Source organism: Sphingopyxis sp., from assembly GCF_050725655.1.
Classification (GTDB): Bacteria; Pseudomonadota; Alphaproteobacteria; order Sphingomonadales; family Sphingomonadaceae; genus Sphingopyxis.
This window is the reverse complement of record NZ_JBOHHT010000004.1, coordinates 39,429-60,481: the sequence shown is the minus strand read 5'-3', so window position 1 is coordinate 60,481 and position 21,053 is coordinate 39,429. Positions and strand designations below refer to the sequence as shown.

Here is a 21,053-nt window from a genome sequence, read left to right as displayed (position 1 = left end):
TATGTCGCGCCTTTTCATCGACCGGCCGATCTTCGCCTGGGTGCTGGCGATCATCGTCATGCTCGGCGGCGCGGGCGCGCTCTTTTCGCTGCCGATCGAGCAATATCCCGACATCGCCCCGGCGCAGGTCAATATCCGTGCGACTTACCCCGGCGCGTCGGCCGAGACGATCGAGAACAGCGTCACGCAGGTGCTCGAACAGCAGCTGACCGGGATCGACGGCCTGCTCTATTTCAGCTCGCAATCGAGCTCGCGCGGACAGGCGAGTATCACCGCGATCTTCGAAAAAGGCACCGACCCCGACATCGCGCAGGTGCAGGTCCAGAACAAGATCGCATCGGCCGTCTCGCGCCTGCCGCAGCAGGTACAGCAGCAGGGCGTGCGCGTCACCAAGTCGAACTCGGACACACTGCTGCTCGTCGGCGTTTATGACGAGACGAACACGCGCGTGAACCAGGACGTGTCCGACTATATGGCGTCGAACATCCAGGACCCGCTGTCGCGCGTCGAAGGGGTCGGCGAGGTCAATATCTTCGGCGCGCCGCACGCGATGCGCATCTGGCTCAATCCCCAGCGGCTCGCCGCGGTATCGTTGATGCCGAGCGACGTGATTTCGGCGATCACTGCGCAGAACAGCGAGGTCGCGGCGGGCGACGTCGGCGGCCTGCCCGCGCCGCAGGGGCAGATGCTCAACGCGACGGTCACCGCGCAGTCGCGCATGCAGACGGTCCCGGAGTTCGAGAATATCGTATTGAAGACGCTGCCCGACGGATCGACGGTGCGCATCAAGGATGTCGCGCGCGTCGAGATCGGCGCCGAAAGCTATGCCGTCGTCAGCCGGATCAACGGCCATCCGGGCGCGGGCATGTCGATTTCGCTGTCGCCGGGGTCGGACGCGCTCGAAACCGCCGACCGGGTCAAGGCACGCATGGTGGAACTCGCCGCCGATTTCCCCGACGGGCTCACCTACAGCTACGCCAATGACGCGACCGCCTTCATCAAACTGTCGGTGAGCGAAGTGCAGAAGTCGCTGTTCGAAGCGATTTTGCTCGTCATCCTCGTGATGTTCGTCTTCCTGCAGAGCTGGCGCGCGGTGCTGATCCCCGCGATCGCGGTGCCCGTCGTCCTGCTCGGCACCTTCGCCATCTTCTATATGCTGGGGTTCAGCATCAACACGCTCACCCTGTTCGGGCTGACGCTCGCGATCGGGCTGCTCGTCGACGACGCGATCGTCGTGGTCGAGAATGTCGAGCGATTGATGGAAGAAAATCCCGGCATGTCGGCGCGCGACGCGACGATCCAGTCGATGAAGGAGCTGCAGGTCGCGCTGATCGCGATCGCGCTCGTGCTGTCGGCGGTGTTCCTGCCGATGGCCTTTTTCGGCGGATCGACCGGCGTCATCTATCGCCAATTCTCGGTCACTATCGTGTCGGCGATGGCGCTTTCGGTGCTCGTCGCGCTGATCCTCAGCCCCGCGCTGACCTCGACGCTGCTCAAGCCGAAGAGCCATGGCGGCGCCCCCTCAAAGGGCGGGCGCTTCCCGCGCGCCCGCGCCTTCCTCGAACGCGCCAAGAACGGCTTCAACACGCGTTTCGACCGTTCGGTCGACCGCTATGTCGGCAGCGTCACCAAGGTCGTCGACCGCAAATGGTTGTTCCTCGGCATCTATGCCGTGCTGCTCGTCGCGCTGGTCCTCCTCTTCCTGCGCCTGCCGAGCGGCTTCCTGCCCAACGAGGATCAGGGGCGCGTTTCGGTCCAGTTCCGCCTGCCCGCGGGCGCGACGCAGGCGCGCACGCTCGAAGTGCGCGATGAAATCGAAAAATATATGATGACCGCGGAAAAGGCCAATGTGCAGGCGCTGTTCCTGATCGCGGGCGGCGGCGGCGGTGCGGCGGCGGGCCAGAACACCGGGCAGGGCTTCGTCAACCTCACCCATTGGGACGACCGGCCGGGCACGGAAAATACCGCCGATGCGATCGCCGAACGCGCGCGCAAGGCGCTGAGCGGCCTTCGCGATGCCCAGATTTTCGCGCTCGTCCCCGGCGCGGTGCGCGGGCTCGGCGATTCGTCGGGCTTCACGATGCAGTTCCAGAACCGGAGCGGGATGAGCCGCGCCGAATTCGCCGAAGCGCGCGAAAAATTGCTCGCGGCGGCGAATGCGAATCCCAAGCTGACCTCGGTGCGCCTGTCCGATCTGCCCGACGTCGCGACGCTGAAGATCGACGTCGATACGCAGCGGCTGACGGCATATGGCATCGACAATGCCGATGTGAATTCGACCCTCGCGACCGCGTGGGGCGGCCGCTACGTCAACGACTTCATCGACAAGGGCCGCGTCAAGCGCGTCTATGTCCAGGGCGACGCCCCCTATCGCGCGCGCCCCGAAGATCTGGGCCAATGGTATGTCCGGTCCGCCGACGGCGAAATGTCGCCTTTCTCCGCCTTCGCCAAGACCGGCTGGTCGACGACGCCGAGCAGCAGCTCGCGCTTCCAGGGCGTGCCCGCGTTCGAGATTTCGGGCCAGCCCTCGCCGGGCACCAGTTCGGGCGAGGCGATGGACGAGATGGAGCGGATGGCGGGCGAAATCCCTGGCACCAGCGTCGCCTGGTCGGGGTCGTCCTATCAGGAGCGCCTCTCTTCGGGGCAGGCGCCTTTGCTCTATGGCCTGTCCTTGCTCGTCGTCTTCCTCTGCCTCGCGGCGCTTTACGAAAGCTGGTCGATCCCGCTCGCGGTGCTGCTCGTCATTCCGCTCGGGCTGATCGGCGCGATCTTTGCCGTCAATCTGCGCGGGCTCGAAAACGATGTCTATCTCCAGATCGGCCTGCTCACGACGATGGGGCTCGCGGCGAAGAACGCGATCCTGATGATCGAGTTCGCCGAGCAGGAAGAGCGCAAGGGCAAGCGCGTGATCGAGGCGGCGATCGCCGCGGCGCGCATCCGCCTGCGCCCGATCCTGATGACGAGCTTTGCCTTCATCTTCGGCGTGCTGCCGCTCGCGATTGCGACCGGCGCCGGCGCGAACAGCCGCGTCGCGATCGGCACTTCGGTGATCGGCGGTATGCTCACCGCCGCCTTCCTCGCGATCTTCTTCATCCCGCTCTTCTTCGTCCTCGTCCGCCGCGGCGTGCGCGATGGCCTCGCGGCGGCGCGCGCACGGTTCGGCAAGAACAAGGATGGGGGCACGGATGAAGGCGCGGCGGAGGTGCCGGCATGATCGGCGCCCGCGCCCTGCTGATGGCGAGCACGCTCGCACTCGCCGGCTGCTCGCTCGCGCCGAAAACGGTGCTGCCGGCGGCGCCGGTGCCGCAAAGCTGGCCCGCCGGCGACGCCTATCTGTTGCAGAGCGAGGCGGCATTGCCGCTCCTCTCCTACAAAAGCGTATTCACCGATCCGCGGCTGCAGACGCTGACCGATCAGGCGCTCGCGAACAATCGCGACCTGCGTGTCGCCTACGCCAATGTTGCCGCGGCGCGCGCGCAGGTGCGCGTCACGCGGTCGGGGCAATTTCCCGAGCTCGGGATCAGCGCCGGCGCGGGCTATTCGGATAGCGGCAGCATCGGTAGCGGGGGAGGCAGCGGCGATTTCTCGCTGCGCGGCGGCATCACCGCGTTCGAACTCGACCTGTTCGGCAAGCTCGCCAACGCGACCGAGGCCGACCGCAATCGCGCGCTCGGCACCGAGGCGGCGTCGCGTACCGTGCGCCTCGCGCTGATCGCCAATCTTGCCGACGCGTGGACAACCTATGGCGCCGACCGCGACCTGTTGAAAATCGCCGAGGACACCGCCGCCAATGCGCGCGAAAGCGTGCGGCTGACCAAGGCGCGGCTCGACGGCGGCGTCGCGCCGCGCACCGATCTCCGCCAAGCCGAACAGATCCTCGCGACCGCCGAGGATTCGATCGCGCAGCAAAGGACTGCGCTCGCGCAGGACGAGAATCTCATCCGCCTGCTCGTCGGCGGCGATGTCGACCGCGCGCTGCTGCCCGCGAACCTGACCGAAGTGACGCCCGCGATCGTCTCGCTTCCCGCCGGGGTCAGTTCGGAAATCCTGCTGCGCCGTCCCGATGTGATCGAGGCCGAATATGGCCTGCGCGCCGCCAATGCCGACATCGGCGTCGCGCGCGCGCAGCTGTTCCCGTCGATTTCGCTCACCGGGTTGCTCGGCTTTGCGAGCAATGCGCTCGGCAGCCTGTTCGACAGCGGGTCGTTCAACTGGTCGGCGGGCGGCGATGCCACCGCGACGATCTTCGACGCCGGCGGCCGCCGCGCCGGGGTGGCGGTCAGCGAGGCGCAGCGCGACGCGGCGCTCGCGGGCTATGAGGGCGCGATCCAGACCGCGTTCCGCGAGGTCGCCGACGCGCTCGCGGTGCAGGGCACGATTTCGGAGCGCGTCCGCGCGGCGGCGGCGAACAGCGAAGCCGCCGCCGACACGGCGACGCTCGCCGACGCGCGCTACAAGGGCGGCGTCGACAGCTTCCTCTCCAGCCTCGACGCGCAGCGCAGCCTCTATTCGGCGCGCCGGAGCGAGGTCGGGACGCAATTGCTGCTCGCCCAGACGCGAATCGCGCTGTTCCGTACGCTGGGCGGCGACAGCAGCGCGGGTTCGACCACACCTGCACCCCAATAGCTTCGTCACCCCGGATTCGATCCGGGGATGCCGGATCAAGCCTGGCATGACGGAAAGGGCATTCTCCGACTCATCTTGACAATCGCCCCCGCTCGCGCGCTAATAGAACATATCAGGAACAAATGATGTGCGAGTCGTCTCCCATACTCGCCGGGCTGCGCAAACGCATCGCCCGGCTGACCGCCAATGGCGGTTTCGAAAGCCGCCGGGCCGACGGCTGGCTGGCGAGCGGGCACGCGCGCTTCGACGCCGCGATCGGCGGCGGCCTCGCAGTCGGGCGCACCCATGAATTTTTCGCCGCCGATGCGCTCGACGCGACGAGCGCCGCCGCCTTTGCCGCGCTCATCGCGCTGCGTACGCCGGGCAAGGCGCCGCTGATCTGGCTCCGCACGAACGATGCCGGCAAGCGCACCGGCCATATCTATGCACCCGGGATTGCCGAGCTCGGCGGCGACCCCGACCGGCTGCTGCTCGTCGAGACCGCCGATCCCAAGATGCTGCTCGCCTGCGCCAACGATGCGATCCGCTCTGCGGGATCGGCGGCGGTGATCGTCGAAAGCTGGGGGAAATTCCCCTTGCTCGACCTCACTGCGGGGCGGCGCCTCGCGCTCGGCGCGCGCGATGCGGGCACCACGCTGCTGATGCTCCGGCTCAACGCCGCGCCGGCGCCGAGCGTCGCCGAGACGCGCTGGAGTGTCGCCGCCGCCGCCTCGCACGCCCTCGAAGCGAACGCCCCCGGCGCGCCCGCCTTCGACCTCGAATTGCTGCGCTGGCGCGGCGGCTCTGCGCCCGCCCGCTGGCGCCTGGACTGGAACCATGACGAAAAAAGCTTCGGGGACTCGGCGCTATCTGGCGCTCTTCTTCCCCTTCCTGCCCGCCGAGCGATGGCTTCGCACGGCGCCGCGGCCGCCTGACGCCCCGCTCGTCCTCGCCGAGAAGCAACGCGGCGCGATGCGGATTGCGAGCGTCGGTGCGGAGGCGGTCGGGCTGCGCGTCGGCATGCCGCTCGCCGATGCGCGCGCGCAGATTGGCGAACTCGCCGTCGTCCCGCACGATCCGGTCCTCGATCAGGACTGGCTCGACCGGCTCGCGCAGGGCTGCGCGCGCTACTCTCCGCTTGTCGCGCTCGACGCGCCCGACGGGCTGATCCTCGATATCGCGGGCGCCGAACATCTGTACGGCGGCGAGGCGGATCTCGTGAGCGATGTCGAAATGCGCCTGGCGCGGCTCGGCATGACCTTGCGCCACGCGCTCGGCCCCACCGCAAACGCTGCGCGTGCACTCGCGCGCTACCAGACGCGCCCCGCCCCCGACGAGGCGCAGGCGATCCGCCGCCTGCCCGTCGCGGCGCTCGAACTCGAAGCCGAAGCGACGACCGCGCTCGTCCGCGCGGGATTGAAGACGATCGGCGACCTCGCGAGCCGCCCGATGGCGAATATCGCCGCACGCTTCGGCGCCGACGCCGCAATGGCGCTGCGCCGCCTGCTCGGCGATGCCCCCAGCCCGCTCGACCCGCGCATCGCCCCGCCGCCCGTCGTCACCGAACGCCGCTTCGCCGAGCCGCTCGGCAGCACGGCGCACGCAACCAAGATACTCGCCGAACTCGTGGGCGAAGCGATCGAGGAGCTTGGCAAACGCGGCAAGGGCGGGCGCCATTTCCGCGCCACCTTCTTTCGCAGCGATGGCCTCGCGCGCAGCATCGCGATCGAAACCGGGCACCCGACGCGCGACGTGGGCCTCGCCATGCGCCTGTTCGCCGAACGCATGGACAGCCTCGCCGACCCGCTCGACCCCGGTTTCGGCTTCGACATGATCCGCCTTGCCGTGCCGCGGCTCGAAGCGCTCGGCGCGACGCAATTGAATCTCGAGGGCGGCGCGGTCCGCGCTGCGAACGAGGGCGCAGCGATGGACGAGCTCGCCGACCGGCTGACGACGCGCCTCGGCCGCGGCCGGGTTCGGCGGCTCCGCCCCGCCGATACGCATATCCCCGAGCAGGCGCAGCTCGAACTGCCCGCGATCGACGCGCCGGTGCCTTTGCCCTGGCAGGCGCCCGAACCGGGCGAGCCGCCGACGCGCCCCTTCCACCTTTTCGACCCGCCGCAGCCGATCGAGGTGATCGCCGAGGTCCCCGACGGCCCACCACACCATTTCCGCTGGCGCCGCGCGACGCACGCGATCCGCCGTTACGAAGGCCCCGAACGCATCGCCGCCGAATGGTGGCGCCGCCGCGACAATGGCGGGCTGACGCGCGATTATTACCGCGTCGAAGATGCGCAAGGCCGCCGCTTCTGGCTCTTTCGCCACGGCCTCTATGACGAAAAGCCCGACCCGCGCTGGTATATCCACGGAGTCTTCGCATGAGCGACACGCCCTCCCTCGAAACGCCAGCCGAGCCCGGCTTCGCCGAACTGGTCACCGCGACCAACTACAGCTTCCTGCGCGGCGCATCGCATCCCCATGAAATGGTAGCAGAGGCGATCAACCTCGGCATGACCGGCATCGGCATCGCCGACCGCAACAGCGTTGCAGGGGTGGTGCGGGCGCTGACCGGACTGCGGAAGCTACGCGAAGATGCTGCAGAGGAAGGGATCGAGCTACCTCCGCTAAAGCTCGTCGTCGGTGCCCGGCTGGTCTTCGACGACGGCACGCCTGACATCATCGCCTATCCGACCACGCGACATGGGTGGGGCCGACTGACGCGGATGCTGACCATCGGCAATCGACGCACCACAAAGGGCGATTGCGTGATGAAGCTCCAGAATCTGCTGATCCATTGCGAGGATATGGCCCTGATCGCGATGGCGACCGAAAAGGATGAACCGATCCTGCACCGCCTGGCCGAGGTCGCACCGGGCTCGCTATGGCTGGGTGCGACGATGCCAAGAGGCGGCAGCGATCGCCGCCGCCTCTCCCGGCTAAGCGCCTTGGCAGATCGTGTCAGCATTCCGATGCTGGCGACGAACGACGCGCTTTACGCCACACGCAAGCAGCGGCCGCTGCACGATGTCATCACCTGCATTCGCGAGGGCAGCAATCTCAACGATGCCGGCCGCCTGCTGTGCGCCAATGGCGAGCGCCATCTGAAATCGCCGCAGGAAATGCGGCGCCTTTTCCGTACCTGTCCCGAAGCGGTCGACGAAAGCACAAAGATCCTCGATCGCATCGGTTTTTCGCTGCGAGACCTGGAGTATGAATATCCACACGAGCCGGTCCCCGAAGGCTGGGAGCCCCAAAGCTGGCTTGAACATATAGTGATGGAAGCCGCGAACAAGCTTCATCCCGGCGGATTACCCGACCGTTGGCAGGCAGTGCTGAAGGAGGAGCTCTCCCTCATCCGCAAATGCAACTTCGCCTGCTACTTCCTGACTGTCCACGACATTGTGAATCATGCACGCACACGCGACCCGCCCATCCTTTGCCAAGGGCGCGGTTCGGCAGCGAATTCGCTCGTCTGCTATCTGCTCGAGATCACTTCGATCGATCCCATCGCGAACAATCTGCTCTTCACGCGCTTCCTGTCCGAAGAGCGGCGCGAGCCACCCGACATCGACGTCGATTTCGAGCACGAACGGCGCGAGGAGGTGATGCAATATGTCTATCGCCGCTACACGCGGCGGCGCGCGGGCATTGCCGCGACGGTGATTCATTATCGTCCGCGCAGCGCGGTGCGCGAGGTCGGAAAGGCGCTTGGGCTCAGCGAGGACATAACACAGCGGCTAGCCGACACGACCTGGGGCAGCTGGGGCAGCGAGATGCCCATCGAGCGCTTCATCGAAGCGGGCCTCGACCCCCGGCTGGACGATATTGCGCGGCTGCAATGGATCGTCGCGCAGCTGCTCACTTTCCCGCGCCATCTGTCGCAGCATGTCGGTGGTTATGTGCTCACCGAGGACCGCCTCGACGAGACGGTGCCCATCCACAATGCCGCGATGGAAGACCGCACCTTCATCGAATGGGACAAGGACGACATCGACGAACTCGCCTTGATGAAAGTCGATGTGCTCGCGCTCGGGATGCTGACCTGCATCCGTAAATGTTTCGATCTGATGCGGCTGCACGATCTGGGCGATCACGATCTCAAATCGCTCCCGGAAGAAGACAAGGCTGTCTATGACATGCTGTGCGAGGGGGATAGCATCGGGGTTTTCCAGGTCGAGAGCCGTGCGCAGATCAACATGCTGCCGAGGCTGCGCCCGCGTGAGTTCTATGATCTTGTCATTCAGGTCGCGATCGTTCGGCCGGGCCCGATCGAAGGGGACATGGTTCACCCATATCTGAAGCGTCGTGCTGGCGAGGAAGCGGTGGACTATCCTTCTCCTGCGCCGCCGCACGATCCCAAGGAACTTTACAATCTGCTTCGCAGGACATGCGGCGTCCCGCTATTCCAGGAACAGGCGATGAAACTCGCCATTGTTGCCGCTGAATTCACCCCTGATGAAGCCAATGGTCTGCGCCGTGCAATGGCGACCTTTCGCAATGCCGGGACGATCCACCAATATAAGGAGAAGATGATCGGCGGCATGGTTCGCCGCGGCTATGAACCCGACTTCGCCGCGCGCTGCTTCAAACAGATCGAGGGCTTCGGCAGCTATGGCTTTCCCGAAAGCCATGCCCAGTCTTTCGCCAAGCTCGTCTATGTGTCCTCTTGGCTGAAATGCCACCATCCCGCGGTTTTCGCCTGCGGGATCCTCAATTCGCAGCCGATGGGTTTCTACGCCCCCGCGCAGCTCGTTCGCGATGCGCGCGAGCATGGGGTCGAGGTGCGCGAGGTCGATGTGAACGACAGCTTTTGGGACAATAGCCTCGAACGGCGCGACGACGGTAGCCTCGCGCTCAGGCTCGGTTTCAGGCAGGTCGACGGGTTTCGCGAGGAATGGGCGAAAGAGATTGTCGATGCGCGAACCACCCCCTTCGCCTCGGTCGAAGAACTGGCGCGCCGAGCAAACCTGCCGTCGCGCGCGCTGCGCCTGCTCGCCGAGGCCGATGCGTGCCGTTCGATGGGGCTCGAACGGCGGCCGGCGTTATGGGATGCACGGCGCGTCCGGCAGGGTGTGCTGCCGCTGTTCGGCGCGGCCGAGGCGAACGAGCTCGGCGCCGAGGAGGATGCGCAGCTGCCACCGACGCCGATGGTCGAACATGTGCTCACCGATTATCAGACGACGCGGCTGTCGCTGAAAGGCCATCCGATGGCATTCCTGCGGGGCGATTTCGCGCGCGAAGGCGTGCTGGGTGCGGCAGAGGTCGCAGCAGCGAAGAACGGCTCGATCGTCCGGACCGCGGGCGTCGTGCTGATCCGCCAGCGCCCCGGCAAGGGCAATGCGATCTTCATCACGCTCGAGGATGAGGGCGGGATCGTCAACATCCTGCTGTGGGCGCGCCATTTCGAACGCTATCGCCGCGCCGTCATGGCGTCGCGGCTGATGCTCGCCGAGGGCGAGGTGCAGCGGAGCAAGGAAGGCGTGATCCACCTGATGGCGACGCGGATCGTCGACCGGACCGCGATGCTCGATACGCTGGGGAGCGACCGGCGCTTCGACCCCGACGTCTGCCGGGCCGACGAGGTCAGGCATCCGCAGCTACCGCGCGGCTATGCGGCAAAGCATGGCCACCCACGCGACGTCCGCATCCTGCCCAAGTCGCGGGATTTTCATTGAGCGGCATGTTTTCCGGCTAACGCCGGAAGCGCCACCGGCCCGCTCCCCCACCGCGCGAGGCGACGCGCCTTCGCAAAAAGATGATGCCCCGGCTGTGGGGGCCGGGGCATCGGATCAGGCTATCTAAGGGACCAACCGAATATAGCCTGAAATTTGTTCGCGAAGTTTAGCCGCGGAGCAGGTTCATCACGCCCTGCGAGCTCTGGTTCGCCTGGGCGAGCATCGCGGTCGATGCCTGTGCCAGGATGCCGGCGGCGGCGAGGTTCGTCGATTCGACCGAGAAATCGGCGTCTTCGATGCGCGACTTCGCTTCGTCCAGATTGGTGACGCGCGACGTCAAATTATCGACAGCCGAGGTCAGGCGGTTCTGCTGCGCACCGAGATTGGCGCGTTCGCTGGCGACATTATCGATCGCCGTGTCAAGCACTGCCAGCGCAGCCGTGGCCCCGGCCTCCGTAGCGACGGTGATTGCACCGACGCCGGTAAGAGCCGTGCCGGCCGTGCCGAGGTTCGCGATGGTGATGTTCACGACCTCGGTAGCGTTGATGCCGGTCTGGATATTGAAACCGGTTGCGGCGCTGCCATCCAGCAGGGCGTTGCCATTGAACGTGGTCTGACCGACGACGTCGCCGATCTGCGCGACCAGCGCGGTGACTTCCTTCTGCACCAGCACGCGATCGGGATCGCTGAGCGTGCCGGTCGATGCCTGCATCGACAGGTCGCGCATACGGATGAGGATGTCCGAGATGCTGCCGGCGGCGCTGTCGGCGGTCTGGGCCAGCGAAATACCGTCGTTGGCATTGCGGATCGCCTGGGTGAAGCCGCGCGACGCAGCGTTCATGCGGGTCGCAATGGCGAGGCCAGCCGCGTCGTCCTTGGCGCTGTTGATGCGCTTGCCGCTCGACAGGCGTTCCATCGCCTTCGACTGCATTTGGTTGGCAACGCGCGAGTTGTTCTGGGCGCGAAGCGCGCTCACATTGGTGTTGATGACAGTCATCTTTGTTCCTTTCCGGCCTCGATGGCCATTCCCGTGATGTGAGGGCTCGAGGAGCGGTCACGAAAGCAGTAACGGCGGGCGGCGGCGGCGCTTAAGCCCGCCTGTCAAAAAAATGCCGAAATGGCCTGAGAGCCCGAAACAATTCGGGCCAATGAACTGAAAACAAGCCATTAATCTTTTTGGCACGCGCTTTGCATTGTTCTTTGCGTGCGGCACATCGCCGCCATCAGGACGGATGGAAAGCAATGAGCACGATTGACCCGAGCCGGCTGCTGCAGATGCGCAGTTCGATCCTCAATCAGAACCAGGCGTTGCAGCGCGCCGCGGGCCGCGGCGGTATCGGCGGGGCCGAAGGCGGCGCAGGAGGAACCCCCGATTTCGGCGCCGCGATCAACAACGCGCTGCAACAGGTCAACGCGCAGCAGTCGAAGGCGAGCCAGATCACCGAAGCCTATGAACGCGGCGACACGCACGACATCGTCAGCGTGATGATCGAGCGCCAGAAAGCCTCGCTCGGCTTCGAAACCACCCTGCAAGTCCGCAACAAGCTGCTGTCCGCGTACCGCGACATCATGAACATGCCGGTGTAATCCATGGCCGAGACCCAGATCCTTACCCCCGTTGACGACGGTAACGCGAACCGCCTCCCCGCCCCCGTCCTGAGCGGCCGGCTCGCACCGTTGACCCAGTTCATGCGCCAGCCCGCCGTCCAGCGCGCGCTGCCCGCAATCGCAATGACGTCGGCGATCGGCATCGCCGCGCTCGCCTATTTCACGATGCAGACGGCCCCGCAGGCGCAGCTGTTCGCCGGGCTCGACGACACCGACAAGGCGGCGGTCGCCGACGCGCTGCAGACGCAGGGCATCGCGCACAGCATCGACCCGACCACCGGCGCGCTGACGGTCGACGCCGACAAGCTCCATCAGGCGCGCATCGCGCTCGCCGGGCAGGGCCTGCCCAAGGCGGCGCCGAGCGGCGACAGCCTGATCGCGGCGCTGCCCATGGGGTCGAGCCGCGCGATCGAAGGCGAAGCTTTGCGCTCGGCGCGCGAGGCCGACCTGTCGCGCACGATCGAGACGATCGACGCGGTCAAGAGCGCGCGCGTCCATGTCGCCGCCGCCGAACCCAGCCTGTTCGTCCGCGAAGACAAACCCGCCACCGCATCGGTGATGCTGACGCTGCAAAACGGCCGCTCGCTCAGTGACGGTCAGGTGCAGGCGATCCGTTTCCTCGTCGCCTCGTCGATCCCCGGGATGAACGCCGATCAGGTGTCGGTGATCGACCAGCGCGGCGCGCTGCTGTCCGACACCGCATCGGGCAGCGACATGAAGGCGTTCCAGCTGCAGGTGCAGGTCGAAGACCGCTTCCGCCGCGCGCTCGACACCTTGCTCGGCCCGATGCTCGGCGCCGGCAACTATTCCGTCGAGGTCCATGCCGACGTCGACATGTCCGAAAGCCAGGCGACGCGCGAAAGCTTCCCCGAAAACGACCGCGCGCTCACCAGCGAACAGATCACCCGCTCGACCAGCGGCACGAACGCCCCCGCGGTCGGTATCCCCGGCGCGCTGTCGAACCAGCCGCCGCAGGCAACCACCATCACCGCGACCGGTCCGCAAACGGTCCCACCCGGCGCGCCCCCGGCGCCCGGAACCGAGAGCAATGAAAATGCCGCGCGCGCCTATGAAGTCGGCCGCGAGATTTCGGTGACGCACTCGCCGCAAGGCAAGCTGCGCCGCGTCTCGGTCGCCGTCGCATTGAACCAGGGCAAGAAGGCACTGACGCAGGCCGATCTCACCAAGATCGACAATCTGGTGAAGGGCGCGATCGGCTATGACGCAACGCGCGGCGACCTGGTCGCGATCAACCAGCGTCCGTTCGTGCAGGTCGAAGACAGCCCGCCCGCCTTTTATGACCAGGGCTGGTTCCTGCCGCTGGTCAAGCAGGTCGGCGCGATCCTCGCCGCGCTGCTCGCCTTCCTGTTCATCGGCCGCCCGATGATCCGCGCCGCGAAGGAGCGCGCCGCCAAACGCATCGCACAGAATCAGGAACTCGAAGCGTCGCTGCTCGCCGCCACCGACCGCCCGGCGCTCGCCAGCGGTCAGGGCGGCCGCGAAATCACCCTCGAGATGATCGAGCAGGCGCCGAGCTATGAAGCGCGAGCCAACCTCGTCCGCGCCTTCGTCCGTCAGGACTCGGCCCGCGCCGCACTCGTCGTCCGCCATCTGATGCAGGAGGGCGCCCGTGCCTGAGGTTGCTGAATTGGGCAACGCGCCCACCATGCCCGCGATTGAAGGATCGGCCGCCGCCGCGATCCTGCTGATGCTGCTCGACGAAAGCGAAGCCGCAACGATCCTGAAACAGCTCGGCCCCGAAGAAGTCCGCCAGCTGGCGAAAGCGATGTTCGACACCGCCAATGCCAGCGAGCAGCAGATCGGGCAGGCGCTCGACCGCTTCGTGACGCGAAGCCGCGACGTCAGCGCGCTCGCGATCGGCGCCGATACGCGCATCCGCACCGTGATCAACGAAGCCGTCGGCAACGTCCGCGCCGACAATATCCTCGCCGCCGTCGCGCCGCAGCGGAGCGCCGCGTCGCTCGAAATGCTGCGCTGGATGGACGTCGACGCAATCAGCGGGCTGCTCGCCAACGAGCATCCGCAGGTCGGCGCGCTGATCCTCTCGGTGCTTGTCCCCGATGTCGCCGCGCGCGCGATCGAAACGCTCGACGAAGTACTGCAGGCCGATCTGGTGCTGCGCGCCGCGATGCTGACCTCGGTCCCCGCCGCGGCGATCGAGGATCTCGAAGCGGTGCTCGCGAGCGCCAATGTCGATGGCCAGCGCGTCGCCAAGCAGGCGATCGGCGGCCCCAGCGACGTCGCCAAGATCATGAAGAAAATGCCGAAGCAGCTTTCGGAACGCACGCTCCGGTCGCTGAAGAAGCACGACCGCGTGCTCGCCCAGACGATCGAAGAAGAAATGTTCATCTTCGAAAATCTGCGCGACCTCGACAAGAAGAGCCTCAGCAGCGTGCTGCGCTCGGTCGACGCCGCCCAGCTCGCGATCGCGCTCAAGGGTGCCGACGACGAGATGGTCGACATGTGCCTCGCCACGATGTCGCAGCGCGCAGCGGAAACGATCCGTGACGAAATGGCCGAAATGACGATGGTCAAGCGCGCCGACGTCGACGATGCGCAAAAGAGCGTGATGCAGACCGTCCGCCAGATGGCGGCAGCCGGCGAAATCATGATCGCAGGCGGCGGCGACGACTATGTCTGATCGCGCCACCGAAGCAGGCTTTTCGCCCGTCACCCTCGCAGACGCGATGGCGCGCAGCAGCGGCTTTCGCCCGATGTCCTTCGCGCCCGCGACCTACGCGGCGCAGGCGACCGAGCAGGAAAGCCTCGACGACCTGGACCTTGACGATCCGTTCGCGCTCGGCCTCGCCGAAGGCCAACGCCTCGCCGAAGCCGCCTTCGTCGCCGAGCGTCACCAGCTGCTCGCACTGCTCGCCGGTTCCGAAGCGTTGCAGGACGAGCCGAGCGAAGAACTCGCGCAGCTGATCGCCGAGACCGTCGAACGGCTGGTGCGCCAGATCGTCGCCGCCGCGCCGATCGACGCCGCATGGCTGCAGGCGCAGGCCGAAACCGCCGCCGCGATGGTCGCCGACGCCGACAAGGCGCGCACCTTGTGGGTCCATCCCGACGATGCCGTGCTGCTCGCCGATTCCCCGCTGACGCTGGCGATCGAGAGCGATCCTGCGATGGTGCGCGGCACCGTCCGCCTCGAAACATCGACCGGCTGGATCGAACATGGCCGCGCCGTCTATCTCGACGAACTGCGCACCGCGCTGGGCACCGGAGAGGCCGCATGACGCGCCGCCTTGCCATGAGCGCGCAGCAGCTGCTCGACCCCGTCGACCTGACGAACGCATCGCCGCGCCGCATCGGCACGCTTGTTTCGCACGAGGGCATCATGCTCGAAGTGTCGGGTTTCCCGCAGCCGCTCGGCAGCAATGTCCGCATCCGTTCGGCGAACAATGATTATGTCTATGGCGAAGTCGTCGGCTTTCGCGGTCACCGCAGCCTTGTCCTGCCCTTCGACACCAACATGCCGCTCGTCACCGGCGCGCCGGTCGAGCCGCATGGTGCCAGCTCGATGGTCGCGGTCGGCAAGACGTTGCTCGGCCGCATCATGGACGCGCAGGGCAACCCGCTCGACGGCCGCCCGGCGATCAAGTCGCAATTCCAGTGGCCGCTCGCCGGCCGCAAGGTCAATCCGCTGCGCCGCGGCCGCGTCACCCGCCCGCTCAACATGGGCGTTCGCGCAATCAACGGCCTGCTCACCGTCGGCGAAGGCCAGCGCGTCGCGATTATCGCGGGTTCGGGCGTCGGCAAATCGGTGCTGATGGGTCAGATGATCGCGGGCACCGAATGCGACGTCATCGTCGTCGGCCTGATCGGCGAGCGCAGCCGCGAGGTCAGCGATTTCGTCGAAACCAAGCTGCCCCCCGAAGTGCGCAAGAAGTCGGTCGTCGTCGCGGTTCCCGCCGACCATCCGCCGCTGCTTCGCCTGCGCGCCGCGATGCGCGCCACCGCGATCGCCGAAGCCTTTCGCGCCGAGGGCAAGAAGGTATTGCTGTTGATCGACAGCCTGACCCGCGTCGCGCATGCACAGCGCGAGATCGGGCTGACGCTGGGCGAACCGCCGACGATGAAGGGCTATCCGCCTTCGGTCTTCGCGCTCATTCCTTCGCTGTGCGAACGCGCCGGCATCGACCGCCTGACCGGCGGCTCGATCACCGCGCTTTACACCGTGCTCGCCGATGGCGGCGACATCGACGATCCCGTCGTCGACAGCGCGCGCGCGATCGTCGACGGCCATATCATCCTGTCGCGCCAGCTCGCCGAACAGGGCGTCTATCCCGCGATCGACGTCGCGCGGTCGCTGTCGCGCACGATGGTCGATTCGGTCGATCCCGAGCATGCCGCCGCCGCCGCGCGCTTCCGCCAGCTCTGGTCGGTCTATGAAGAGAATCGCGATCTGATGCTGATGGGCGCGTACGTCGCCGGCGCCGATCCGGTGCTCGACACCGCCATCGCGCGCCACGCCGACCAGATCGCCTTCGTGTCTCAGCCCGCCAAGGCGCAGGTCGATTTTCAAAATTCCCGCCAAACCCTGATTGAAGGATATTCCGCATGAACGCCCGCACCGCACGCCGCAAACGCATCATCCGCGTGCGCTCCGTCGAACATCAGATGGCGGAAGCCAATCTGGCACGCGCCAATGGCGAACTCGCGAACCTCGTCGAACTGGCGAAGCGGCTCGAAACGCTGCGCGTCGACCTGGCGATGGCCAAGGGCGCCGTCGCCGGCCGCGCGCTCAACTCGATCGGCGAGCTCGCGATGCGGCTCGACATCGCGCAGGAAAGCCTGACCGCACCGCTGAGCAACGCCAGCCAGCGCCGCGACCAGATGGGCGCGCTGGCGCAGAGCGCGATGGTCAAGGAAGAATCGGCGGTCCGCCTGTACGAACGCAGCCGCAAGTCGGCCGAAGTCGAACAGGAACGCCGCGAAGACGCCAACCGCCCGCACCGCCCGCGCGCCGGCATGCGCCTGCGCCTGATCGAAGGCGGCGCGTCATGATGAGCGCGCCCTCCCTCCCCACGGCGCAGGTCGCGATGCCCGCGGGCTTCGCGACCTTCCTTGCCAACATCGGCCAGCTCTCGGTCGATGGCGGCGAAGGCTCGAGCTTCGACCAGCTGCTCGCCGCCGCGCCAGTGGCCGCCGCGCCGGTGGCTGCCGCGCCGGTGGCTGCCGCGCCGGTTGCAGCTGCTGCCGCGACGACGATCAAGATCGAACAGGCGCTGCCCGCCCCAGCCATCACGCCGACCGCCGATGCCCTGCCCGTCGAAACCGATGCGGCCGTCAAAGCCCCGGTCGTGAAGGCGGAGCCCATCGAAGCCGCCGCCGCGGTGCTCGCCGCGAACCTGCTGATCGCGCTGAACGGCGCTGTCCCCGGCAACGCGCCGGCGACCGGCAAGCCAGTGCCCGCCGAAACCGGAAGCGACGCCGAAACCGGGGGTGCGGAGACAAGCGAAACCGCCACGGCAGCGCCAACCGTCCCGGCCGCCGACTTGGCGGCGGTCGTCGCCGTGATCGTTCCGGCCGCGGCGAAGCCCGCCAAACCGGTCGAAGCCGCTGCGGCTCCAGCCGACAACAGCGCGCCAGCGGCTCCCGTCGCTGCCCGCGCGCGCGATGCCGCGATGCCGATGCCGATCTTCGCTGGCATCGAACCACAGTCGGCCAAGCCCGTCGAAGCCGCCCCGTCGATGACGATCCTCTTTGCGCAACCCGCCACACAGGGCGCGGCGATGCTCGCCGATGCCGCCGCCCCGGTGCCGCTCGCCGAACGCGTGCTCGACATGGACAGCGACGGCGCGTGGATCGACCAGCTCGCGCGCGACATCGCCGCGACCAAATCGGACAGCGGCGACATCAGCTTTCGCCTGATGCCGCGCCACCTCGGCCGCCTCGACGTCGCGATGCAGATGGGCGACGAAGGCATGTCGCTGAAGATGGATACGCATCACGAAGCGACCGCGACGATCGTTACCGCCGCGCAGGGCCGTCTGGTCGAGGACCTCCGCCAGCAGGGCGTGCGCGTCGCCGGCGCCGAAGTAACCTGCACGCCGGGTGAGGCCGGACGCCAGTCGCAGAGCCAAGGCCAGGGTCAGGGCCGCACCGCCGCGCCCGATCCGTCGCATCTCATCGAAACCGCCACCGAACGCGCCGAGCCGCGCGACGAAGACCGCGCCGCCGACCGCCGCGGCCGCTTCGCCTGACCAGAAAGGGTCCCATCATGGCCAAGGATATTGTCGAAGGCGCCCCCAAGAAGAAGGGCAAGTTCAAGAAGCTGCTGTTCATCGGCATCGCCGCGATCGCGCTGATCGGCGCGGGCGCGGGCGCGGGCATCTATTTCGGCGCGCTGTCGGCGCACGAGGCGAAGCCCGAGGATCATTTCCCCAAGCTCGTCCTGCGCAGCGAAGGCGAGCCCGAGCCGGCCGCAGAGAGCGAAGACAAGGAAGCGCCGCCGAAGGTCGGCACGGTGTCGGTCCCGAACGACAAGTTCAAGGTCGACCCCAAGAAATATGAGATCACCTACTACCCGATCGCCGACAGCTTCACGACGAACCTCGCCGACGGGTCGGGGTTCCTGCAGGTCGGTATCAGCCTTTCGACCTTCTACGACGGCAAGGTTATCAACAATATCAAACGGCAGGCCGTGCCAATTCGTTCGGTCGTGCTAATGGTGCTCGCCGAACAGGATCCGGCGTTGCTCTCCACATCACAGGGAAAACAGCGGCTGCAGCGTCAGCTGACGGCCGCGATCAATGATGTGCTGCGCGACAAGGAAGGTTTCGGGGGTGTCGACAATGTTTATTTCACGAGCCTGGTGATTCAGTGACCACCAGTACCAAAACCGTCAAAGCCGTGAAGGCACCGGCCGCACCTGCACCCGCAGTTGCGGCCGCGCCCGCGGATACGAAGGAATCGCTGCTGCTGCGCAAGGCGGCCGACGGCTATGCCTTCCCCGCGCTCGAGGGCGTGGCGAACCAGTTTGCGCGCAGCTTGCGCGACCTGATCCGCGCGCTCGGCGCGCCCGCGGTTCAGGTCGAACGCGCGGGCGCCGAACAGGTGAGCTTCGCCGAGTGGAGCGCATCGGCCGCCCCGGCGATCTTCTGGCGCTATCATGCACCGCCGCTCAAGGGTCCGGTGCTGCTCGCGGGTTCGCGCTCGCTGCTGCTCCAGCTCGTCGACATCTTCTACGGCGGCCGCGGTCAGCTCGCCGCCGAGCGCGAGGAACTGACCGACGCTGAGGATCGTTTCGCCGCCCGCCTCGGCCGCGACATCGGGATGCAGCTTGCCGCCGCATGGCGCGGCAAGCTCGCGATCGAACCCGAACTCGATTGCGTCACCGCCGATCCCGCCAAGCTCGCCGCGGTGCGCGCCGACGATGAATTGTTCGTCCAGCGCTTTACGCTGCGCGGCGCCCCGTTCGAGGGGCGGACGATCATGTGCGCCTATCCGGTCGCCGCGCTGCGCGGGATCGCCGGCGACGAACTGCTTCCCGACATGCAGGGCAATGGCGGCGGCGACCCGGTCTGGGCCAGTGCGCTCGACAAGGCGCTGCGCGACGTGCGCATGCCCGTCCGCTCGGTGCTCGCACGCCAAGAAATCAGCCTCGTCAAGCTGCTCGCGCTCGAAGTCGGCGACATCATTCCGCTGACCATGCCGCGCCATGTGCCGGTGACCGTCGCCGGACGCAGCTTCGCGCTCGGCAGCATCGGCGAGGCCAATGGCAACGCCGCGATCATGATAGACCATATCGAAAAAGGACCCGACAATGACTGACATCAGCGACGCCCCGAAGGTCGCGCGCGCCGACCGGCGCGACAAGAGCATCGCCGCCGCGCCCAATTTCGACCTGCTCGCCGGCGTTTCGCTGCGCGTGTCGGTCGAGGTCGGATCGACCTCGATGACGCTCTCCGAACTGCTCGCGATCGACGAAGGCAGCGTGATCGAGCTCGATCGCGCCGCGACCGACCTGCTCGACATTTATGCGAACGGCACGCTGATCGCGAAGGGCGAGATCGTCAGCATCGACGGCCGCTATGGCATCCAGGTCGCCGAAGTTGTCGCGCCGGCGCGCGGGCTCGAAGGTTTCGAACGGAGAGCCTGATGTTCGAATATATTCTCCGCCTGCTCATCCTGCTGCCGCTCGTCGGCGGCATGGCGTGGGGCAGCCTGTGGCTGTGGAAGCGCGTTCAGATGGGCGTCCCGCTCGTCGGGGGTACCGCCAAGACGCGCGCCGTCGAAATGATCGACGTGCTGCCGCTCGGCCCCGGATCGAAGCTCGCAGTGGTCGAATTCGCGGGACAACGTGTCCTGATTGCGGTTTCGCGCAACGGCATCACGCGGATCGCCGACGACAGCCAGGGCGATTTCCATGCGGACTGATCGCCGCTTCTGGCTGCGCGCTGCGGCGCTCGCCGGCGGTGCCGCGCTGCTCTGCGCCGCACCCGCCGCCTATGCGCAGGCCGCCGACGGGCTGAGCCGCGCGGTTGGCGAGATCGGCGGCGACGGCCGGCCCTTGAGCCTGTCGCTCCAGATCCTCGTCTTGATGAGCCTGTTGACGGTGCTGCCGTCGCTGCTCCTGATGATGACCAGCTTCACGCGCATCATCATCGTGCTGTCGATCCTGCGCCACGCGCTCGGGCTGCAACAGACGCCGCCGAACCAGGTGCTCGTCGGCCTCAGCCTGTTCCTGTCGCTGTTCGTGATGCAGCCGGTGATCAGCGAAGTGAGCCGCGTCGCGATCGCCCCCTATGGCCAGGAACAGATCGACATTGGCGAGGCGGTGTCGCGCTCGGGCGTCGCGCTGCATGGCTTCATGATGAAGCAGACGCGCAAGACCGACCTGATGATGTTCGCCAAGATCGCCAAGGCGCCGACCTATGCGAGCCCGAAGGACGTGCCCTTTTCGATCCTGCTGCCCGCTTTTGTAACCAGCGAACTCAAGACCGCGTTCCAGATCGGCTTCCTGATCTTCCTGCCCTTCCTCGTCATCGACCTGATCGTCGCCTCGGCGCTGATGTCCTTGGGTATGATGATGTTGTCGCCGACGATCATATCGATGCCGTTCAAGCTCTTGCTCTTCGTCCTCGTCGACGGCTGGGCGCTGACGATGGGATCGCTCGCTTCCTCATTTGTAAGTTAGCG

18 protein-coding genes are annotated in these 21,053 nt (G+C 66.8%); 17 read left to right on the top strand and 1 reads right to left on the bottom strand.

Annotated elements, in window-relative coordinates; genetic code table 11:
* The first annotated feature begins 1 nt into the window (after position 1).
* The 5 genes from ACREBX_RS00645 to ACREBX_RS00625 all read left to right on the top strand — a co-directional run bounded on the left by ACREBX_RS00645 (position 2) and on the right by ACREBX_RS00625 (position 10,280).
* Positions 2-3,214, top strand: a complete 3,213-nt coding sequence (locus ACREBX_RS00645; RefSeq protein WP_431559817.1) for an efflux RND transporter permease subunit — start codon at positions 2-4, stop codon at positions 3,212-3,214.
* On the top strand, positions 3,211-4,626 hold the full coding sequence (locus tag ACREBX_RS00640) for an efflux transporter outer membrane subunit (protein ID WP_431559816.1): 1,416 nt from the start codon (positions 3,211-3,213) through the stop codon (positions 4,624-4,626). Before ACREBX_RS00645 ends, ACREBX_RS00640 begins: the two co-directional genes overlap by 4 nt.
* A 122-nt stretch (positions 4,627-4,748) precedes the next feature.
* The gene (locus ACREBX_RS00635) at positions 4,749-5,540 is read left to right on the top strand and encodes an ImuA family protein (protein ID WP_431559815.1); all 792 of its coding nucleotides are present in this window, start codon (positions 4,749-4,751) and stop codon (positions 5,538-5,540) included.
* Positions 5,443-6,987 carry a Y-family DNA polymerase gene (locus ACREBX_RS00630; protein ID WP_431559814.1) on the top strand — a complete coding sequence of 515 codons (1,545 nt, stop codon included), beginning with the start codon at positions 5,443-5,445 and terminating at the stop codon, positions 6,985-6,987. The genes ACREBX_RS00635 and ACREBX_RS00630 overlap by 98 nt, the downstream gene beginning before the upstream one ends.
* Positions 6,984-10,280 carry an error-prone DNA polymerase gene (locus tag ACREBX_RS00625; protein ID WP_431559813.1) on the top strand — a complete coding sequence of 1,099 codons (3,297 nt, stop codon included), beginning with the start codon at positions 6,984-6,986 and terminating at the stop codon, positions 10,278-10,280. The genes ACREBX_RS00630 and ACREBX_RS00625 overlap by 4 nt, the downstream gene beginning before the upstream one ends.
* Positions 10,281-10,446: 166 nt before the next feature.
* Here the strand turns inward: ACREBX_RS00625 and ACREBX_RS00620 are convergent, their stop codons facing one another.
* Positions 10,447-11,277: a flagellin gene (locus ACREBX_RS00620; RefSeq protein ID WP_431559812.1), complete on the bottom strand. Its 831-nt coding sequence runs from the start codon at positions 11,275-11,277 to the stop codon at positions 10,447-10,449.
* Between the two features lie 245 nt (positions 11,278-11,522).
* On the opposite strand from ACREBX_RS00620, the gene fliE reads away from it, so the two are divergent.
* The 12 genes from fliE to fliP are packed head-to-tail and all read left to right on the top strand — an operon-like array spanning position 11,523 to position 21,051.
* Positions 11,523-11,867: a flagellar hook-basal body complex protein FliE gene (gene fliE, locus ACREBX_RS00615; protein ID WP_431559811.1), complete on the top strand. Its 345-nt coding sequence runs from the start codon at positions 11,523-11,525 to the stop codon at positions 11,865-11,867.
* A 3-nt stretch (positions 11,868-11,870) separates the two neighbouring features.
* A complete protein-coding gene (gene fliF, locus ACREBX_RS00610) occupies positions 11,871-13,526 on the top strand; it encodes a flagellar basal-body MS-ring/collar protein FliF (RefSeq protein WP_431559810.1) in 1,656 nt (551 codons plus the stop codon).
* Positions 13,519-14,550, top strand: a complete 1,032-nt coding sequence (gene fliG / locus ACREBX_RS00605; RefSeq protein WP_431559809.1) for a flagellar motor switch protein FliG — start codon at positions 13,519-13,521, stop codon at positions 14,548-14,550. The genes fliF and fliG overlap by 8 nt, the downstream gene beginning before the upstream one ends.
* The gene (locus ACREBX_RS00600; protein WP_431559808.1) at positions 14,543-15,145 is read left to right on the top strand and encodes a FliH/SctL family protein; all 603 of its coding nucleotides are present in this window, start codon (positions 14,543-14,545) and stop codon (positions 15,143-15,145) included. Before fliG ends, ACREBX_RS00600 begins: the two co-directional genes overlap by 8 nt.
* On the top strand, positions 15,142-16,473 hold the full coding sequence (locus ACREBX_RS00595; protein WP_431559807.1) for a FliI/YscN family ATPase: 1,332 nt from the start codon (positions 15,142-15,144) through the stop codon (positions 16,471-16,473). Before ACREBX_RS00600 ends, ACREBX_RS00595 begins: the two co-directional genes overlap by 4 nt.
* Positions 16,470-16,916: a hypothetical protein gene (locus ACREBX_RS00590; RefSeq protein WP_192647629.1), complete on the top strand. Its 447-nt coding sequence runs from the start codon at positions 16,470-16,472 to the stop codon at positions 16,914-16,916. The genes ACREBX_RS00595 and ACREBX_RS00590 overlap by 4 nt, the downstream gene beginning before the upstream one ends.
* Positions 16,913-18,115 carry a flagellar hook-length control protein FliK gene (locus ACREBX_RS00585; protein WP_431559806.1) on the top strand — a complete coding sequence of 401 codons (1,203 nt, stop codon included), beginning with the start codon at positions 16,913-16,915 and terminating at the stop codon, positions 18,113-18,115. Before ACREBX_RS00590 ends, ACREBX_RS00585 begins: the two co-directional genes overlap by 4 nt.
* A gap of 17 nt (positions 18,116-18,132) precedes the next feature.
* On the top strand, positions 18,133-18,738 hold the full coding sequence (locus ACREBX_RS00580) for a flagellar basal body-associated FliL family protein (protein ID WP_431559805.1): 606 nt from the start codon (positions 18,133-18,135) through the stop codon (positions 18,736-18,738).
* Positions 18,735-19,685: a flagellar motor switch protein FliM gene (locus ACREBX_RS00575; protein ID WP_431559804.1), complete on the top strand. Its 951-nt coding sequence runs from the start codon at positions 18,735-18,737 to the stop codon at positions 19,683-19,685. The genes ACREBX_RS00580 and ACREBX_RS00575 overlap by 4 nt, the downstream gene beginning before the upstream one ends.
* On the top strand, positions 19,678-20,013 hold the full coding sequence (gene fliN / locus ACREBX_RS00570) for a flagellar motor switch protein FliN (protein ID WP_039577700.1): 336 nt from the start codon (positions 19,678-19,680) through the stop codon (positions 20,011-20,013). Before ACREBX_RS00575 ends, fliN begins: the two co-directional genes overlap by 8 nt.
* Positions 20,013-20,291: a flagellar biosynthetic protein FliO gene (locus ACREBX_RS00565; RefSeq protein WP_431559803.1), complete on the top strand. Its 279-nt coding sequence runs from the start codon at positions 20,013-20,015 to the stop codon at positions 20,289-20,291. Before fliN ends, ACREBX_RS00565 begins: the two co-directional genes overlap by 1 nt.
* Positions 20,281-21,051 carry a flagellar type III secretion system pore protein FliP gene (gene fliP / locus ACREBX_RS00560; protein ID WP_431559802.1) on the top strand — a complete coding sequence of 257 codons (771 nt, stop codon included), beginning with the start codon at positions 20,281-20,283 and terminating at the stop codon, positions 21,049-21,051. Before ACREBX_RS00565 ends, fliP begins: the two co-directional genes overlap by 11 nt.
* The last annotated feature ends 2 nt before the right edge of the window (positions 21,052-21,053 follow it).

Coding starts and splice junctions, on each gene's coding strand:
- fliN (WP_039577700.1), top strand. CDS start 19,678: ATGACTGACATCAGCGACGCCCCGAAGGTCGCGCGCGCCGACCGGCGC.
- ACREBX_RS00585 (WP_431559806.1), top strand. CDS start 16,913: ATGATGAGCGCGCCCTCCCTCCCCACGGCGCAGGTCGCGATGCCCGCG.
- fliE (WP_431559811.1), top strand. CDS start 11,523: ATGAGCACGATTGACCCGAGCCGGCTGCTGCAGATGCGCAGTTCGATC.
- ACREBX_RS00580 (WP_431559805.1), top strand. CDS start 18,133: ATGGCCAAGGATATTGTCGAAGGCGCCCCCAAGAAGAAGGGCAAGTTC.
- ACREBX_RS00640 (WP_431559816.1), top strand. CDS start 3,211: ATGATCGGCGCCCGCGCCCTGCTGATGGCGAGCACGCTCGCACTCGCC.
- ACREBX_RS00600 (WP_431559808.1), top strand. CDS start 14,543: ATGTCTGATCGCGCCACCGAAGCAGGCTTTTCGCCCGTCACCCTCGCA.
- fliP (WP_431559802.1), top strand. CDS start 20,281: ATGCGGACTGATCGCCGCTTCTGGCTGCGCGCTGCGGCGCTCGCCGGC.
- ACREBX_RS00645 (WP_431559817.1), top strand. CDS start 2: ATGTCGCGCCTTTTCATCGACCGGCCGATCTTCGCCTGGGTGCTGGCG.
- ACREBX_RS00590 (WP_192647629.1), top strand. CDS start 16,470: ATGAACGCCCGCACCGCACGCCGCAAACGCATCATCCGCGTGCGCTCC.
- ACREBX_RS00620 (WP_431559812.1), bottom strand. CDS start 11,277: ATGACTGTCATCAACACCAATGTGAGCGCGCTTCGCGCCCAGAACAAC.
- ACREBX_RS00630 (WP_431559814.1), top strand. CDS start 5,443: ATGACGAAAAAAGCTTCGGGGACTCGGCGCTATCTGGCGCTCTTCTTC.
- ACREBX_RS00635 (WP_431559815.1), top strand. CDS start 4,749: ATGATGTGCGAGTCGTCTCCCATACTCGCCGGGCTGCGCAAACGCATC.
- ACREBX_RS00595 (WP_431559807.1), top strand. CDS start 15,142: ATGACGCGCCGCCTTGCCATGAGCGCGCAGCAGCTGCTCGACCCCGTC.
- fliF (WP_431559810.1), top strand. CDS start 11,871: ATGGCCGAGACCCAGATCCTTACCCCCGTTGACGACGGTAACGCGAAC.
- ACREBX_RS00625 (WP_431559813.1), top strand. CDS start 6,984: ATGAGCGACACGCCCTCCCTCGAAACGCCAGCCGAGCCCGGCTTCGCC.
- ACREBX_RS00565 (WP_431559803.1), top strand. CDS start 20,013: ATGTTCGAATATATTCTCCGCCTGCTCATCCTGCTGCCGCTCGTCGGC.